This window comes from Dapis hubbardiae BLCC-M172, assembly GCF_050016015.1.
Classification (GTDB): domain Bacteria; phylum Cyanobacteriota; class Cyanobacteriia; order Cyanobacteriales; family Microcoleaceae; genus Trichodesmium.
Genome location: NZ_JBNHEQ010000158.1, coordinates 1 through 18,176, shown reverse-complemented (window position 1 = coordinate 18,176; position 18,176 = coordinate 1). Strand labels below are relative to the sequence as shown.

Below are 18,176 nucleotides of genomic sequence, written 5' to 3'. Positions count from 1 at the left end.
GAATTCTATGTGAATTTTACAACATTTTCAACTTGCTCTTGATTGACGAGGTTGTATGGCGAATTGACATGGGCAGTTGAAAATCTAAAATCTAAGAAAATAATGTCTTGAAAAACTCATTTTTCTGGTTGCCCCGATCGAGAATTACCTCTATAATGAAAATCACGGTAATAAAACTAAACAATGTTTATAAAATCTCTCATAATTCTGCTCAAGTAGAAAACTATATTATTATATAGTCATTGAGAAAAAACATTAGATTGGCCGTAGTTATCATAATTATTTGGAGAATTCTGTAATGACTGTAGCAGTGGGACGCCCACAATCTCAACGAGGACCATTTGATGTCCTCGATGATTGGCTCAAACGCGATCGCTTTGTATTCGTAGGCTGGTCTGGTATCCTTTTGTTTCCATGTGCTTTTCTAGCTATTGGAGCTTGGTTAACTGGAACTACCTTTGTTACTTCCTGGTATACCCACGGATTAGCTAGTTCTTACTTAGAAGGCTGTAACTTCTTAACTGTTGCAGTTAGCAGCCCTGCAAATAGTATGGGACATTCTCTATTATTCCTCTGGGGTCCAGAAGCTCAGTGGGACTTTGCACGTTGGTGTCAAATTGGTGGCCTTTGGTCATTTACTGCTCTACACGGTGCATTTGCTCTGATTGGCTTCTGCCTACGTCAGATTGAAATTGCCCGTTTGGTAGGAATACGTCCTTACAATGCTATTGCCTTCACAGGACCTATCGCAGTATTTGTAAGTGTGTTCTTAATGTACCCATTGGGTCAATCAAGCTGGTTCTTTGCACCTAGCTTTGGTGTAGCTGGTATCTTCCGATTCATCCTATTTTTCCAAGGATTCCATAACTGGACACTAAACCCATTCCACATGATGGGTGTAGCTGGAATCTTAGGTGGAGCATTATTGTGTGCAATTCACGGGGCAACAGTTGAAAATACATTGTTCCAAGATAGTGAGCAGGCTAATACATTCCGTGCATTTGAACCTACTCAATCCGAAGAAACATATTCAATGGTGACAGCTAATCGTTTCTGGTCCCAAATCTTTGGTATTGCATTTTCCAACAAACGTTGGTTGCACTTCTTCATGTTATTTGTACCAGTAACAGGCTTGTGGATGAGTGCTATAGGTGTAGTAGGTTTAGGATTTAACTTACGAGCTTATGACTTTGTATCCCAAGAATTACGAGCAGCAGAAGATCCAGAATTTGAAACATTTTATACCAAAAACATTTTGCTGAACGAGGGTATCCGTGCTTGGATGGCTCCTGCAGATCAGCCACATCAAAACTTTATATTCCCAGAGGAAGTATTACCTCGTGGTAATGCTCTGTAATATGGCTTAATTTATCAAAAGGATTAGTCTCAGACTAATCCTGCAATAGCTTCTACAGCAATTAGTATGTAGAAGCTATTTTTTTTGTGAAAATTACCCCCTATTGCCCATTCCTAAATGAGTTATCGGGACTTAAACAAAATAGAGCTAGAAAAAATGCTCAAATATATACTGGCAAAAGCTTTGACGTCAAAAAGGCATAAATCATGAATAAGCACGGGTTTTAGCCATTTTTAGGGCATCGACGTAATTCCCTTGTCTAGAGAGACTTTGATGCATTTTTCCGTCCATAAAATGTTTAAGTACCACTATTGCTTTTTTTCAATTGATAATTTATTTTTTGCTATTCCCTGAAAAAAAAATTAACCAGATAATTGCTTTCTCAAATTTTTGTGCTACTATAGGAAGCGTAAGATTAAGCAAATAAATAACCGCTCAGGGATAAAAGGAGGTGATGCCTATGCAAGATAGTAGTATACGCATGGGTCACCTGATTGGAAAATGCCGGCTGTGTGCTGGGGCTGCTCTCTAGCAGTTAGCCTTTGTTCCCACCCTGGGATCTATGAGGATTAACCTTAACCAGGCTGACCTAGGGTTCCTCCCGGCAGTCAGGTTCCAATCAAAGTGACCCCCTAGACCGCTCTTATCTGAAATTAGTGCTTAGGTATTTACCAAGACGCTATTTTAAGATAAGAGCGGATAGTTTTTTTGAGTAATTTGAGGAATAAGTGCAATGAGTGAATTACTAAGTGTAGAAGAAATTAATCAACGTGCTAGTCAATTATCAGACTGGGAATTAGAAGGAAATAAGCTTAAGTGTGTAAAAAAATTTAAAGATTTTATTGAAGCGATAGGTTTTGTCAATAAATTAGTAGATCCGGCTGAATCATCACAGCATCATCCAGACTTAGAAATATCTTACAATAAAGTGACAGTTATATTAACAACCCATGATGCTGGTGGGTTAACAGAAAAAGACTTTAACATGGCTCAAATCATATCTAGCTTAAGTTAGTTTAACTTTAATGCCATTGCTGAATCAAGGGATGAATATCACTGGGATAGGTATTATCTACGACTAAAAATATCAGGAACAGGCAAGATGCATAAGATACAAAACTATTAAAATCATCCCGCATTTATGCAACGCCACTTTAATAGTTTAGATGGAAGTTTAGTAATATAAAATTTTAGTTTAGACAACGAAAATATAGGTTCAATACATCACCTGGAGTAGAAAAAATCATTATCAATATAATATCAATTGAAAGATTTAATGTATCAAGCAAAGATAAAAATGAGATAGGGAATAGGGAGTAGTGAGTAGGGAGTAGGGAGGAAGAAATCAACACAAATATTTCTCACTTCACTCATCTAGGAATATATTTACCTAATATCTCTCTACCTACTGGATTTCAATTCTTTGAAGTATTACCAATTTTGGATTTTAGTAACTATTCGTTATCTTAATACTTATTTGACAAACAGTATATGAAAGAATATAAATTTTTCACTTAAGTTAAATATTGCAAGTATGTAACTTAGGTGATTTTTTTTATTACTGATTTATATGAAATTAATCATATCAAATCCGGTAGTATCGGTGTAAAAAAGCGTAGAAACCGGGTTTATATGAAATGCCCTTGTAGGGACGTTGCATAAGGGCGTCCCTACCATCTATCTCCCATAAACCCGGTTTTTTATAATACTCCGAAGCCAACTGATTTGATATCATTTGAAAACTCTTAGTATTTTTTTTATATCATAGGTTTTGGAAAAATTATGAGAGGTAAAACTATAGCTTTTCTATTGTCTTTGTGTATAAAAACCTTACTATTTTTAGGGAACAGGTGTGATTTTCAGGTTTTTTATCTACTTTTTGATTACCCGCAATATAAGCGTGGATTTGCTATATATATTTTACCGAATAATTAAGGTTTAAAGCCTCTCCTTTAAAGGAGAAACAGCGGTCGTTTAGGTAGCGCACTTCCTGACGGAATGCTCCGCAAACGTTAACGTTTCGCGACATGAATTGCTCGCATTCCGTCAGGATGGGATGCTGTTTCGGCGCTTGAGCCGACATGAAAAGCGGAGCGGCTCTGCACTCTTCGGGAAACCTCGCCATATCCAATCGACCAAGAGAAGAAAAAATTTTCCTTTTATTCAATCCTCTTCCTTTTAGGGAGAGGTAATTATCAATTATTGAACTATCTCTGGTTAAATATATGCTTAACTAAACTATGATGTTGATATTGATGGAGTCATTTGATGTGACTTGATTGATAATTTAGTAATACTTAACTCATTGAATATCTATGGGTATCTGAATTTATTGAGGGTTTGCTAAAAAATTCTTAAGGGTAGGAGTAGGAGTCAAGAGGAAAATGAATTGAAGAAGGACTAGAGGGAATAATTGTCTGAGATTTTTCCACTATTTAGTCTGTTAAAAATATGAGTATTTTGAAATAGACAGGACTTCCGCAAAGGTACTATGTATAGAGTTAAAAAACTATTGCGCAATGGTTTTGAACGCTATATATAGTTTCTCTGCGTAAGTCCTAATAGAGTAAGCGCAAAGCTGGAACTTTCTTGACAAAAAAAAGGCTAAATAATCTACAGATAAAGGCTTTTATACCAATTCCCAAAAGTCATGCTTTACTTATGTTAAAACTTCAGTTATTAAGTAATTACTTTAGTAGAATAACTGTTTTGCTGATTTTAGGTGAGTTAACATTAATTATTCTTGATTTTTACCGAATAATTAATAACTAATAGTTAATAATTAATAATTAAGAGTTGAAGCATCAATAATTAGTTATTCATTCAAAAATCAAGGTTTAAAGCCTCCCTTTGTAATGAATAATTAATATATTCTGAGGGCGAGTGCTAGGTAAATAGTTTATATATTGCTCCTAAGCGCCGTGATAATCATTAATTATTAATTGTTAATTGTTCATTGTTAATTATTGAGGAGGGGTAATTATTAATTATTAATTTTTCATTGTATTTTTTGCTGAATTCTCGCCCACTCTCCTACTTCCCTACTCTGAAATAGATAAAGTTTTTGAGAAATGGTATTAGAGTTGATCAGGAAGTTATGTTTAGTAGACCATAATTAAAAATTTGTTGGCTAAAGTCCTGAAATTGAAGATTCTTAGTTGAAAATTATCTTCTCTGACTACACTTTCATAGGAAAAACAATTATATTAATTAGTATTCATCTAATTTAAGGTCAAGGCTCTTGACTAAGCCTCAACTATGCTCCAGTTAAATACACTTAAGTGGTTGTCGGAACCTACTGAGACCACAGAATTATTGATAGAGCAGCTACTAGACATTGGAGTGGCTTTATCTGACACTCATAATTTGGGTGAACTATTAAATTTAATATTATCCAAAAGTCGGGAGATAACTTGTAGTGATGCAGGTAGTGTTTACTTAGTAGATAAAGTAAACACTAGACAACAGAAATTATTGTTCAAGGTTGCGCAAAATGATTCTTTATCAGAATCAGAATTTACCTTTCAGGAACTAGAATTACCTATGACATCTGAAAGTTTGGCTGGGTATGTTGCCTTAACAGGTCATACTTTAAATTTACCAGATGTTTACAATCTTCCAGAAAATATTCCCTATAAGTTTGATCAACGTTTTGACGAGCAAACAAGTTATCGTACTTGTTCAGTGTTGATTTTACCAATACAAAATCGACATCAGGAAATAATTGGAGTGCTTCAGCTAATTAACCGTAAACTTAAATCTGATGTGGTACTGACAACAGAAAATGCCAAAGAATTAACTCAAGCATACTCAGAATGGGAAGAGAGAATATTAATTTCTCTAGCCTCTCAAGCAGCTATATCTATAGAAAGAAATCATCTACAAGAAAATATAGAAAATTTATTTGAGGGTTTTGTTAAAGCATCAGTACAAGCAATAGAAGCGAGAGACCCTTGTACATCTGGTCATTCAGAGCGAGTAGCAAAATTAACGGTAGGTCTGTGTGAAGAAGTAAATATGATTAGTAATGGTCTATTGTCGGCCATATATTTTAGTAGTGAGCAAATTCAGGAAGTCCGTTATGCAGCTCTATTACATGATTTCGGTAAAATAGGTGTGCCAGAAGCTATATTAACCAAACGCAAAAAATTATATCAAGAACAATTAGACCTAATTGAGCAAAGGTTTGCCGTAGCCCAACGTACTTTGGAAATGGAATCTGCTCAAACGAAGTACAAATACTTACTTGGACATTTGTCTGACATATCTCAACAACATACTCAAGACAATTGTCCTTTATGCGAAAAAATAGAAAATTTGGATTTAGAGTTACAAGCAGAAATTACTCAGCTTAATAACTATTGGCAAACAATACTAAGGGCTAACGAGCCAACAATTATAGCAGAAGAACCACTGAAGCAACTACAACAAATATCACTTTACACCTACAAAGATATAGACGGTAAAATTAAACCTCTGATTACACCAGAGGAAATGGCTCAACTTGGAGTTCCTAGGGGTAATTTGACTCCTGAAGAACGACAAGCTATGGAAGCTCATGTAACAGATTCTTACGAATTTTTAAAGCGAATTCCTTGGACAAAAAATCTACAGAATATACCAGAAATTGCTTATGGACACCATGAAAAGTTAGATGGCAGTGGTTATCCTAGGGGACTAAAAGAAAAAGAAATTTCTATTCAAGCTCAAATTATAGTTATCGCAGATATATATGATGCTTTAACGGCTGGCGATCGCCCTTATAAAAAAGGCTTACCTGTAGAAGTTGCTCTGAGAATTATGCGTTCTGAAGCAGCCGCGAATAAAATTAATAGTCATTTCTTGGAACTATTTGAACAGAGACAAGTCTTTTCGATACTAGGACACAGCAAGTAATACCATTTCTCAAAAACTTTATCTATTTCAGAGTAGGGGAAGGTAGGGACCTTGCATGCAACGTCCCTACAAACAACAATAATTAATGCTAAATTTCCTGAAACTAACAAAAAAGTAATTACATAATGTTTAATTACTTAATAACTGAAGTTTTGTCTAAGTATAGCATTAATGCATGGGAATTGGTATAAGGTATACAAATTTCGGTTGTGCGTCAAGAAAGTGTGGGAAGTGTGGGAAGGGTGGGTAGATGTCCGAAAGTAGGAGCAATAATTCTACCTGTATATTTATCCTAACTTTTTGGTCGCTCAAGCTTAAATATTTGCACTTTTTCGCTCCCATCTGGGCGCTTAACCTTTATATATAGCGCTGTGCTCCGGGAACAGGCACTATTGGAACAGGCAACAGGGAGAATAAATTGCCGATAATATAAGACTTCTAGCTCTTTTGCCCCTACTACAATTTGTAAATATACCAGCGCTCATTGCTATATCAGTGCTTTTAGACTAGATTTACCAGCCATACCCGACTTATCCCACACTTTTGTGCACAACCCAAATTTCTATAAATACATAATTGTAGATCAAAAATTAATTAGGATATTCTTGAGAGAATGAACAAAATTTTGGATAGAGGTTGTTGATAAAAAAAAATTGTGATAGTCTGTCAGTCATCTACCTAACTTATTTATATGGACAAGCTGCTGGTTTTGTCATTCTCAGCTTGGGTATATCTAAAACCTAAAATCTTAAGGTAAAAAATCTAAATTTGTAGTAAAGGTCTATATAAAGAGTCTGTTTGTGCTATAAAAAAGTCGAACAAATATCAAAATTTGTTCTAGGGTTGGAATTATTTTAATATTGCTCGAAACAAACCTAATTCTGGAAAGAGATATCTTGACTCTGAGAGAAAATTGGACAACCTGCTATTCAACTCCATTATTAATACCTAAATTTAGTATCTAGTGGAGATGAAGGACTATCAAGCAATAATTGATAATCCTACCCTAATAGAAAATAACTAAATAAAAGAGCAAAATAGTCTCTCTGTAATCGGTGTGAGGATGAGGGGAAAATGTCAAAAATATTCTGGAATTGTTTACTTTTTAGTCCAGCAGTCTTAGGAGCAACCCTCGTTGCATCCTCAACTGCTATGGCAATTGAAAGTCAACCAACTAATACAGTTATTCAGCCTCAAGCTGCAACAACTGAAAATTTATCAACAAATAATATAGATATACAGGGAACTGAACTATTAGCTCAAGTTCCTGTAACAAATTCTGCTAATTCCGTTGCCAATACACCAGCAACTACCATACGACAAATCAACCGCTATGGTAGAGAAGGTCGCAATCTTCGTCAACCAGGTCTTCGTAATATTAACAGAGCTAATCGTAGAAATGGTAGAACGGCAAAAGGTCAGGTTACTTCTGTATCTCAACTTTCTGATGTTCAGCCTACAGATTGGGCATTTCAAGCACTACAATCCTTAGTTGAGCGTTATGGATGTATAGTTGGATATCCAGATGGTACTTACAGAGGCAACCGTGCTTTGACCCGTTTTGAATTTGCTGCTGGTGTTAACGCTTGTCTAGATAGAATTACAGAACTTTTACAAGCTGCTATAGCAGATACAGTAACTAGAGAAGACCTGGCTATTCTACAAAGGTTACAAGAAGAATTTTCCGCAGAATTAGCAATTCTTCGGGGTCGTGTCGATGCTCTAGAAGCTCGTGCTGCTGAATTGGAGGCTAATCAATTCTCTACAACTACCAAACTTAGAGGTGAGGTAATTTTTGCCCTGGTTGATAACTTTGAAGACCAAGGGGAATATGGAATGTTTAGTGATAGTACCCAGGATGAAGATCAAACAGTATTTCAATATAGGGTACGTCTGAATTTCAATACTAGCTTTTCTGGTGAGGACTTATTATTTACACGGTTACAAGCAGGTAATGCTCAAGCATTTAACCAATGGATAGCCGAGTCTGAAGGACAGCAAACCTTTAATATTCTTGACCGTACAGATGATACAGTTCAGCTAGATAAACTATTCTATAAGTTCCCTGTCAGAGATAACATCAGAGTAACTGTTGCTGCCAATAAGGTAAGTTGGTATGACTTTGTTCCTACACTTAATCCTTATATGGAAGATTTTGATGGAGGAAGTGGTTCTCTTAGTGCTTTTGGTCAAAGGAACCCAATCTATCGTTTAGGGGGTGGTAAAGGACTTGGAATTGAGTATGATTTTGGTTGCAAAGACCAATATGCTTGTACCTATAGTCCATTTTCTCTATCTTTTGGCTACTTAGCAGCAGAAGGTGAAGATCCTCGTGAAGGAAAAGGTTTGTTTAATGGAGACTATGCTGCTCTAGCACAATTAACATTTACTCCCATCAGAAATTTCCAAATTGGACTTACCTACAACAAAGGCTATTTTGGACCAGGAAATTTTGGATTTGATGATGGTGCAGCTACAGGTCTAGGTAATAATCAGAGTTTAAATAGTGGGTTTGTGGGGACAGGTATTGCTAACAGTGTGTATGGTCTAAATGCTGGACTCAATGACCGCAAACCAGGTTCAGTTAATATTGCCAAGCCAGTTTCTACTAATGCCTATGGTGTAGAAATGTCTTGGCGAGCTGCTGATTGGGTAACAATTAATGGCTTTGGTACATATCTTGATGGCAAACTAATTGGCTTAGGTGATTTTGAAATCTGGACTTATGGAGCTACTATCGCTTTCCCTGATTTATTTAAGGAAGGTAGTTTAGGTGGTATTGTTGTAGGACGAGAACCATACATGAATGATTTAGAAGTTCCTAGCGGATTGGCTTCAGGGTTGCGACAAGACCAGTCATGGCACATTGAAGCATTCTACAAATATCAAGTTACAGATAACATTTCAATTACTCCTGGTGTAACTGTAATTACAAATGCTAACCAAGATGATGATAATGATGAGTTAATTATTGGTACTATTAGAACTACATTCCAGTTCTAGTAGTTAGTTGGAAAAATTAGGGTGGTATTTGCCACCCTATAAATTAATGGAATAATACTTACGCAAACTTAAGCCATAAATCTAATTGTTGATTAAATGTATATTGTTCATACTAAATATTTATCGTAGCAACCGGATTTATTTTCCTAAGTCTTATGGAATTAAAGTTTTTATTTAGTATAAGTTAGGACTTAGTATTTAACAAATTATAGCAGTTTTCATTAATATAGAGTACAGAGATTTGGGTTGATAAAGAAGAAGGCTTTAGTTATCTAGGAGAGAAGGAAGAAGTAATGCAAGTCATGAAGTGAAAATCGCTATAAAATTGAAATAATTTTTAGTTTATTCCACCTGTTATTTAATTACTTACAGTTGATTTTATTTAGGATTACTACAGCTACAGATAATTCTAAAATTTAGGTATTTTTGTTGATAAATTTTATTGACAGGCGTTTTCCAGTTTATGAGATACTAAAGTTTTAAGGATTTAGGCAATAGGGGATAGATACAATAAATCAATATAACTCTACCTCACAATCCTAAAAAGTTCTATAATTAAAAATTTAAGTATCTAATTTAAAGATGTTTAACAGTCTCAACTAATGTAATGTATTGGTTTTACATTAAAAAATTATAAAATCCCTAATATATATAGCAATCCTAAATAGGTTGTGATAAATTAAAAAGTAAATAAAAAATTTGAAACTCTTACCTCTTGCCTAAAAAGCAGTAAGATTTTTGCCACGAATCAAATAGGATTGCTATATCATTTCTTTGATTTAAAATTAACTCTATAAAATTTACACTAAATATAGATACTTCTAGGAAAATAAAGAAAAAGTAAAAATGTATTGATTGGTAAAAATCAGTACATAATTTTTCTATAAACTAAAGCAATCATAACTAAATATTGGCTATCCTATCGAAAAAGTAGAAAATAACTTAGATGAGGCAATTATAAATTTTAGGTAAAACTTTAGGTAGAATGCAAAAAAGTTGAGAGACTATACAATAGTCTAGTTAATTCTTAATCAACCGAAAATCTATCATTAAAATCTGAGAATTCAACTATTATCAGTTAGCTTTGAATCCAAAATGCTGCCTAAACAATCAATCAAAGTAGAAAATTTGGCTTTAAACAAAATTTTTGACTAATCAAGATTTGATTCCAAGTCCTGATTAATTAGTTCTATATTTACTGATGTGCTTTTACCTATATTTTTAATTAGACTTAAGTCTCTCAATACTGATTTACACTATTGAGGCAATCAAGCTTATGGCTGATGTCTCAATGCTGACGATTAAATAACCATTTTCTATCATGTTATTGGTAGAAACCTAAGTTGAACATTAGTGATAAATATATCATGCGTATTGCTCATAATATTACAGAATTAGTAGGTCGCACCCCCCTAGTACAACTCAATCGTATTCCTCAAGCAGAAGGTTGTCTAGCAAAAATAGTAGTAAAACTAGAAGGAATGAACCCTGCGGCTTCAGTTAAAGATCGTATTGGTGTGAATATGATTAATGTAGCAGAGCGCGAAGGTTTAATTGCACCAGGCAAAACAACATTGGTTGAACCAACCTCTGGAAATACAGGTATTGCTTTGGCAATGGTTGCTGCTGCTAGGGGTTACAAGCTAATTTTGACCATGCCAGAAACAATGAGTATGGAGCGTCGTGCTATGTTACGCGCTTATGGAGCAGAGTTAGTCTTAACTCCAGGTAGTAAAGGTATGACAGGTGCGATTACCGAAGCACAGGAAATTTTGGACTCATCCCCTGAAAAATATTATATGTTGCAGCAATTTCAGAATCCAGCTAATCCAGAAATTCATAGTAAAACTACAGCACTAGAAATCTGGGAAGATACAGATGGTAAAATAGATATTTTGGTCGCTGGTGTTGGTACTGGTGGGACAGTTACAGGGATTACAGAGACAATTAAAGCGAGAAAGCCGGAATTTCAAGGGATCGCTGTTGAACCTTCTACCAGTCCAGTCTTATCTGGTGGAAAACCAGGACCACATAAAATTCAGGGAATAGGAGCTGGTTTCGTACCAGATGTAATGAATACGAAGATTATTGATGAAATAATTCAGGTTTCTGATAGTGAGGCAATTACCTATGGTCGTCGTATAGCAAAAGAAGAGGGTATTCTGTCTGGTATTTCTACAGGAGCTGCTCTTTGTGCAGCTATCCAAGTCGGTAAGCGTCCAGAGAATGATGGCAAATTAATAGTGATGATTCAGCCTAGTTTTGGGGAGCGTTATTTAAGTACCCCACTTTTTCAAGAACCAAAAGAGACTGTTGCTGCAGTCTAGCTATCTGAATCAGTTTATTTAAGGATCTGAACACAATTATTTACACATCCAATTATGATTTGAGGTTTAATTCCCATATCTATCTAAATTAATTGTGTGTACATGCTTAGTATAGTGTTATTCAGTATTACAGTAATTACGACTTACTCATAGAATCGCTAAAGAAAGACTATAGTAGTATATAATTTTGTAGTGTTTTGAGCTGAACTAATGGGTAAGTCCCTACTAATTTTAGATTATAGATAGATTCCCTATGTTTTTTCCAACTAACATTTGTTTAGAACCTATTTATAGTCTCCATATTATTGTAGTTATTGAATAGAAATGGTTCATGGTAACTTGTAATTATTATAAAATTTTAGATATTACTCCTACAGCAACTCAGGGACAAATTAAACAGGCATATCGTCGTTTAGTCAAGTTATTTCACCCAGATATTAATACAGATATAGCAGACCATGAAAGTATTATTAGAATTAATGAAGCCTATGAAGTATTAGGCGATCCCCAACGAAGGAAGTCTTACGATTATCACCAACTTAATCAAAATTCTCACAAATATAGAAAGACTAGCCAATATTATCAAAAACATCATACAAGAGGCAAGAATATTGATGAACACCTGCAAAAATGGTTAAATCAAGTATATAAACCAGTCAACAAAATTATAATTTCAATACTGAAACCTCTAAAAAGTGAAATTAATGATTTAGCTGCTGATCCTTTTGACGATCAATTGCTTGAATCTTTTCAAAATTACTTAGAAAGTTGTCGGGAACTACTTAAAAAAGCTCATAACTTATTTAATTCTCTGCCTAATCCATCTAATTTTGCTGGAGTAGCAGCTAATTTATATTATTGTTTAAATCAAGTTAGTGATGGAATAGATGATTTAGAGTTATTTACTCTAAATTATGATGATTATTATTTACATACCGGTCAAGAATTATTTAGAATTGCTGATAGATTGCGCCAGGAAGCACAAGCTGCAATAAAGCAATAAAAGATATAGTTTAAGTCATAATTTAGAGGTTAGAAGTTAAATTTTTGCTGCGACTAAATTTGAGACTTTAATAATGTCTTAATGGTAATGCCGACTACTATATTTTATAAGTTTTTATAAGTGGTATATTTGACTATCTTTTCATTTAATTTTTATTATACGAATTCTCGAATTTATAGCAGTTTTCATATTTTTTAGAGTACAGAGATTTGGGTTTAAAGGAAGAAGTAATACCAGTTTGATAAATGTTTGCTACAAATAACTAGGGTAATTTTTAGGAGTCAGCAGGTAGGGACGTTGCATAAGGGCGTCCCTACGGAGTCGCATGGGAATGGCTTTAATATAGTTTTTTAGGTCATACATCATTTTTTTTGTCCAAGGGACATCTCCTGTGAAGTCTTTTTATCGCTCTTACTATTCGTAACATTCTTTTTTCAAAATGGTATAAGAAGGAAGAAGGAAGAAGTAATGCAAGGCAACATGAGTGAAAACCGCTATAACTAGAGAGATAATACCTCTAAAATATATTATTTATCGTAGGAGTTTGGTTTCCTTTCCCCAAGCAAAAATGGGGTGGGGAAACCAAATACCTAAGGTTTTTTTTCACGAACTTCCTTATTACTTCTTACTTCTTCCTTCTTACTTCTTATATCATGTCCGCTGGTATCGGAGCGTGTAAAAATTGGGGAAATATTTACCTTATGTAAGGTTTTTCCTTTTCTTCTTACTTCTTACTTCTTACTTCTTACTTACCTTATACAATACCGATGCTACCATGATATTACTTCTTACCCAATTATTAATTATTAATTATTAATTATTAAATAATTCGCGCCTTGAAGCCTCCCCTTGGATAGGGGAAAAAAAGTGCTAGGATATTTCCCGATATTCAATTCCGTAACGGTTTTAACCTTCTTGTAATTATCAATTATCAATTAATGAATTCTTCCTTCTTCCTTCTAAATACCAAAAAGAGTTTGAATCCGGTTTCTAATCCGGTTAAAGGGACTATTTTCAGAGGAACTCAAATCCAATAATCCTAATTCTTGTAGTGCTTGTCGGCGTTCACAAAGCTTTTGGGAAATATCAACAGCTAAACTGGGAGATTCTTCTAAGAGTCTTTGCAAATCATGTTGCTCTATTACAAATAAAATTGAATCTTCAACAGCTTTGACTGTAGCTGTACGAGGGGAACCCAACAACAAAGACATTTCTCCAAAAAACTCTCCTTCGTGGAGAGTGGCGATATATTTATTAGTTTTTTCAGAAATCACTTCAACCAGACCAGAAAGAATAATATAAAAAGAAGAACCCACATCATTTTCCTGACATATAATTTGTCCTTTAGGGAATAATTGTCTATAGCCATATTCTATTAATTGTCGGAGCTTTAAATCAGTAAAACTTTCAAAATAAGTAACTCTCTTAAGTAAATCGCGCAAAGTCCAATTGCTAAGAGATTTTGGTATTTGCTTTTGAGACTGAGGTTGAATACTATTCTGTTTCTGCTCCGAAATAATACCATCCCGATCTAACACTTCACTTTCAATGGCATTGGTAATATTAATATTATTAAATAATAGACTTAAATCTTGTGGATTTTTTAACCATAAATCACGCTGAGGAAAGGGAATAATTATATCTCGCCGATTTAATTCATGCTCAATCAAAAAATTTAAAGAACTTGTAATTGGATCGCTATCTTGAGGATGGTCAATCCAAACTAATAACTCAAAATCTAAAGAACTATCACCAAAACCTTTAAACCATACTTTTGGAGAAGGATTCTTTAATATATTTCTTTCTGCTCTAGCAACATCTAATAATGTTTCTGTTACTAGCACTGGGTCAGTACCATAAGCAACTCCAACTGGAATATGAAGACGACTTTTAGGATCTTTGTAACTCCAGTTAATAATATTATTTTCGACAAATTTAATGTTAGGTACAATTACAAATATACCGTCAAGAGTACGCACAATTGTAGAGCGAATAGAGATACTTTCTACTGTACCTAATAAATTGTCTACCTCAATAAAATCTCCTACTTTAATTGGCTGTTCAAATAATAGGGTTAAACCACTGATAAAGTTACTTGCAAGATTTTGTAGTCCAAAACCAATTCCAATTCCTAAAACACCTGCAAAAACAGTAAGAGTTCTTAAGTCTATACCTGCTCTTTGTAAAACAATTAAAATTCCTAAAGTTGCGACTAGATAAATAATAACTGTGGCGATCGCTTCTTTACTACCTCGGTCTAAACCCATAGGAGTTAGCAGTAATCTTTTGATTCCTGCACCTATATTTCGAGCAAGAATTAAGACTGCGATAGCTAATAGAATTAATCTGACAATTGCACTTATCGAAAGATGATTATCTCCAATATAAAACAGTGGAGTTGTTAATGCTCTAGATAAGTTTTGAAACCATTGTTGTCCTTGTAAAAAAATCAAATTCATACTTGTGAGAATAGGGGAGTAGGGGAAAATTCAATAATTAATAATTAACAATTAATAATTAGGGTTTGCTGAAAAAGTCTTATGGGTAAGGGTAGGAGTCAGGAGTTAGGGACGTTTTGCTGCGCAACATGTTTTGCTGGCGCATAACTCCGTTAACGGCTGTCGCCGACATGTTTGCGGAGCATTCCGTCAGGAAATGCGGAGCATTCCGGGACGGAAAACGCATTTTTGTTACGCAACGTCCGTACGGAGTCAGGAGAAGTGAGAATTATAGAAGAGAGAAGAGGAAGAATAGTAAGAGTGATTTTTCTGCCATAATCTACCCAAAATGCTCACTTTTTCGACTTTATCAACCAAAAAGCTGGTACTTTTTCCAGACCTAAAATTGCTCAAACCTTTATCCGTAAATGCTTTGATATTTAATCAGCAACCCCTAATTAATAATTACCTCTTCTTTTCAACAAGAGGATTGGTTAAAAGGGAAATTTTTTTCTTTTTTCTCCTTTAAAGGAGAGGCTTTAAACCCTAGTTTTTCGGTAAAGATAAGAAGAATTAAATAAAATTAGGAAGTAGGGAGTAGGGGACTGAGAGAGAAGTAAAAATATAATAAATTTTAAGTAGTTAGGTGATAGGGAAATTTTAATTTCGACATTATCCACATTATTATGCCTGAATCTTGTTTCTAAGAATTTCTTTGAATCATCTATTATATATTTTTTTATATTGGTCGTTACTTCCGCATTTTTTAGATAAGAAGGGTAAGCATTCAGCCGTCAGCTAACAGCTATCAGCTATTAGTGGGAGGATGAAGTAAAAGCAACCCTTGAAATTGAGAGAAAATTAAAAGTTACTGCTTAAAGTAAGCTCCTTTAACCGAGTAAGAAATTATTCATTATTTGGCTGTTAACGCACTTCCTCCGCTGGAGACTAGCTGACTGCTAAGAGCTAAATTCTTACTAATAAGCTATGAGTTAGTATTTTTGATCGAGGTTGCTTCGCGACAATTTAAAATTATTACCTCGCGACTGTTGCAAGAAGCTTGAAATAAGGAAGATAATTCTGATTTTTTTCGTTCTGAAGAACAAGGCTTGTATGCTTAATTAAACAATTACTAAATTAACTTAGATCAAAAAATTTTGAAGTTTAAATTTGGAATTCTAAAAATGGTAAAAGATACTTTGAAATACTGATTGCCAAGTATTTCCTCATACTCCTTATTTCAATTAATTATTATATAGAAATAATCAATTATTTCCTATTACTCCCGACTCCCTATCTAATTATGTCATAATTCAGCTATTAACAGTCAGCTTTTAGCTGTTTCATAAATATAGCAATCCGCGCATAGGTTGCGGGTAATCAAAAAGTAGATAAAAAACTTGAAACTCCCGCCTGTTTCCTGTTCCCTGTTCCCTATTCCCTATTCCCTAAAAGTGGGAAGGTTTTTATACACAAATAAAATAGGACTGCTATCGTAAATATACATTCTATAGGTTAAGGTCAGTTGTTTTTAATTATCCTCAAATCTATCAATACTAATTTCTACTCAAAACGTAATGAATTAAGCTGATAGCTGACGGCTGAATGCTAAATGCTTACCTAAATTATTAACCAGGGAAAAATTCCCTGGCTAAACTGATAGAAAATTATCCTCTACTTTAAAATTGTTTTGGAGACAATTCTCGTTTTTTTCCGGTCTGCTTCCGAAAGTTCCCCTCCATCTTGTAGACGAGTTGCACTGGTTTGTAAAACAGTTGCTGCTCCTGTATCTCCCATTTGTAATGCCGTTTTAGCTGCTGTTTGTAACATTGTAGCTGCACCTGCTCTATCGCCCTGTTGTAATTTTGTTTCAGCTATTTGAGTTTGCCTATATTTTGCTAAAGCTAAAATATGATTTTGTACTTGAGGGTTAACTTGAGGCTGATATTTTTGCATAACATTAGCTTCAACTAAAATTGATTTTGAAAGTAAATCTTTCTGACTTTGAGCAGGGTCATCATAACGAATTTGTAATTCAGCAATTGTTTGTTTTCCTTCTGGTAATTGCCCAATATAAATATTAACTAAAACAACTCTTTCTACATCTTTCATTAAATCTCCCAGTCTAACCATAAACCCATTACCCTCTTTTTGTACTGGCAATTCAATAGTATCTGGTGCCACTTGGGCAATAGGTTTAAGTTCTGCCAACCTAACTTTAGGCATTAAAGAAAATCTTAGATAAGAGTTAGTAAGTCCAACAGATTGAATCCGATTAAATAACTTTCCAAACTCTTCTATTGCCTGTTCTGGTCGTTGAATATAGGCAAGAGTTCCCCCTCCAGCATCAGCAATTTTTTCCAAAACATCTTGATTCCAATCATCACCAAATCCCAAAGAATTTAGAGTTAAATTGTAGTCTGTTGCTAACTTTGCTAACTTAAGACAACGGTCATTATCCCCATGTTCATTTTCTCCATCAGTTAATAGAAAAGCTTGGGAAATAGAATCTTTTTGACCCTTACCTAACTCTTCTATTCCTAACTTTAAACCTTCATCAATAGCAGTACCACCAGAAGCTCTTAACTTATTAATTTCACGCTTAATACTAGCAGAATCATTAATAATTTGATTACGAACAATTACTTTAGCTCGATGGTCAAAAGCCACAACCGAAAGGCGATCGCCTTCCTTTAATTTCTCCACAAGTTGTTCGGCCGCTTGTTTAACAGTTTCCAGTGGTCTTCCTTCCATAGAACCACTGTGGTCTAAAATTAAACAAAGGTTTAATGGTACAGTCCTTTCTAACTCATCAGCCATAGCGGAAATAGATATGGCCATTTGACGTTGAGATGAAGATTGAGAGGCATCAATATTGGTATCGTTGAGAGCTGAATGTAAATTAACTTTCATAAATGTACTAGGAATTTTTCTACTACTTACTTATTTAAGGATATCTCCACAAATATAGGGAAAAATTTCGATATAAATTTCAATAAAATCAGTTCCTTAACACGCCCTAGATAATTCTGGCAAAATTTCTATCTACAGAAGAAACACTATCTATGCTAAATTTTGACTCAAAAAATCAAGTAATTTCAATAATTGATAATTGATAATGGATAATTGATAATTACCTCTGGTTAAAACCG

General features: G+C 34.4%; 8 protein-coding genes. 6 read left to right on the top strand and 2 right to left on the bottom strand.

Annotated features, from left to right (window positions below):
* Window positions 1–298: 298 nt before the first annotated feature.
* From psbD to ACP6PK_RS13720, 6 genes are all read left to right on the top strand, one after another.
* Window positions 299–1,357: a photosystem II D2 protein (photosystem q(a) protein) gene (gene psbD / locus ACP6PK_RS13745; protein WP_094672655.1), complete on the top strand. Its 1,059-nt coding sequence runs from the start codon at window positions 299–301 to the stop codon at window positions 1,355–1,357.
* Window positions 1,358–2,090: 733 nt separating this feature from the next.
* Window positions 2,091–2,372 carry a 4a-hydroxytetrahydrobiopterin dehydratase gene (locus tag ACP6PK_RS13740; RefSeq protein ID WP_094672656.1) on the top strand — a complete coding sequence of 94 codons (282 nt, stop codon included), beginning with the start codon at window positions 2,091–2,093 and terminating at the stop codon, window positions 2,370–2,372.
* A 2,243-nt stretch (window positions 2,373–4,615) separates the two neighbouring features.
* Window positions 4,616–6,253 (top strand): HD-GYP domain-containing protein, encoded by a 1,638-nt coding sequence (locus ACP6PK_RS13735; RefSeq protein ID WP_426560084.1) that lies wholly within the window; start codon window positions 4,616–4,618, stop codon window positions 6,251–6,253.
* Window positions 6,254–7,327: 1,074 nt separating this feature from the next.
* On the top strand, window positions 7,328–9,256 hold the full coding sequence (locus ACP6PK_RS13730; RefSeq protein WP_426560083.1) for an iron uptake porin: 1,929 nt from the start codon (window positions 7,328–7,330) through the stop codon (window positions 9,254–9,256).
* 1,367 nt (window positions 9,257–10,623) lie between these two features.
* Entirely contained in the window at window positions 10,624–11,583 is a 960-nt protein-coding gene (cysK, locus tag ACP6PK_RS13725; RefSeq protein WP_426560082.1) for a cysteine synthase A, read from the top strand.
* A 331-nt stretch (window positions 11,584–11,914) separates the two neighbouring features.
* Complete coding sequence (locus ACP6PK_RS13720; protein WP_426560081.1) at window positions 11,915–12,586, top strand: J domain-containing protein; 672 nt, start codon at window positions 11,915–11,917, stop codon at window positions 12,584–12,586.
* Between the two features lie 959 nt (window positions 12,587–13,545).
* On the opposite strand, the gene ACP6PK_RS13715 is transcribed toward ACP6PK_RS13720, so the two are convergent.
* Both ACP6PK_RS13715 and ACP6PK_RS13710 read right to left on the bottom strand, forming a co-directional pair.
* On the bottom strand, window positions 13,546–15,045 hold the full coding sequence (locus ACP6PK_RS13715; RefSeq protein WP_094674584.1) for a cyclic nucleotide-binding domain-containing protein: 1,500 nt from the start codon (window positions 15,043–15,045) through the stop codon (window positions 13,546–13,548).
* A gap of 1,653 nt (window positions 15,046–16,698) precedes the next feature.
* Window positions 16,699–17,937 carry a vWA domain-containing protein gene (locus ACP6PK_RS13710; protein ID WP_426560080.1) on the bottom strand — a complete coding sequence of 413 codons (1,239 nt, stop codon included), beginning with the start codon at window positions 17,935–17,937 and terminating at the stop codon, window positions 16,699–16,701.
* Between the last annotated feature and the right edge of the window lie 239 nt (window positions 17,938–18,176).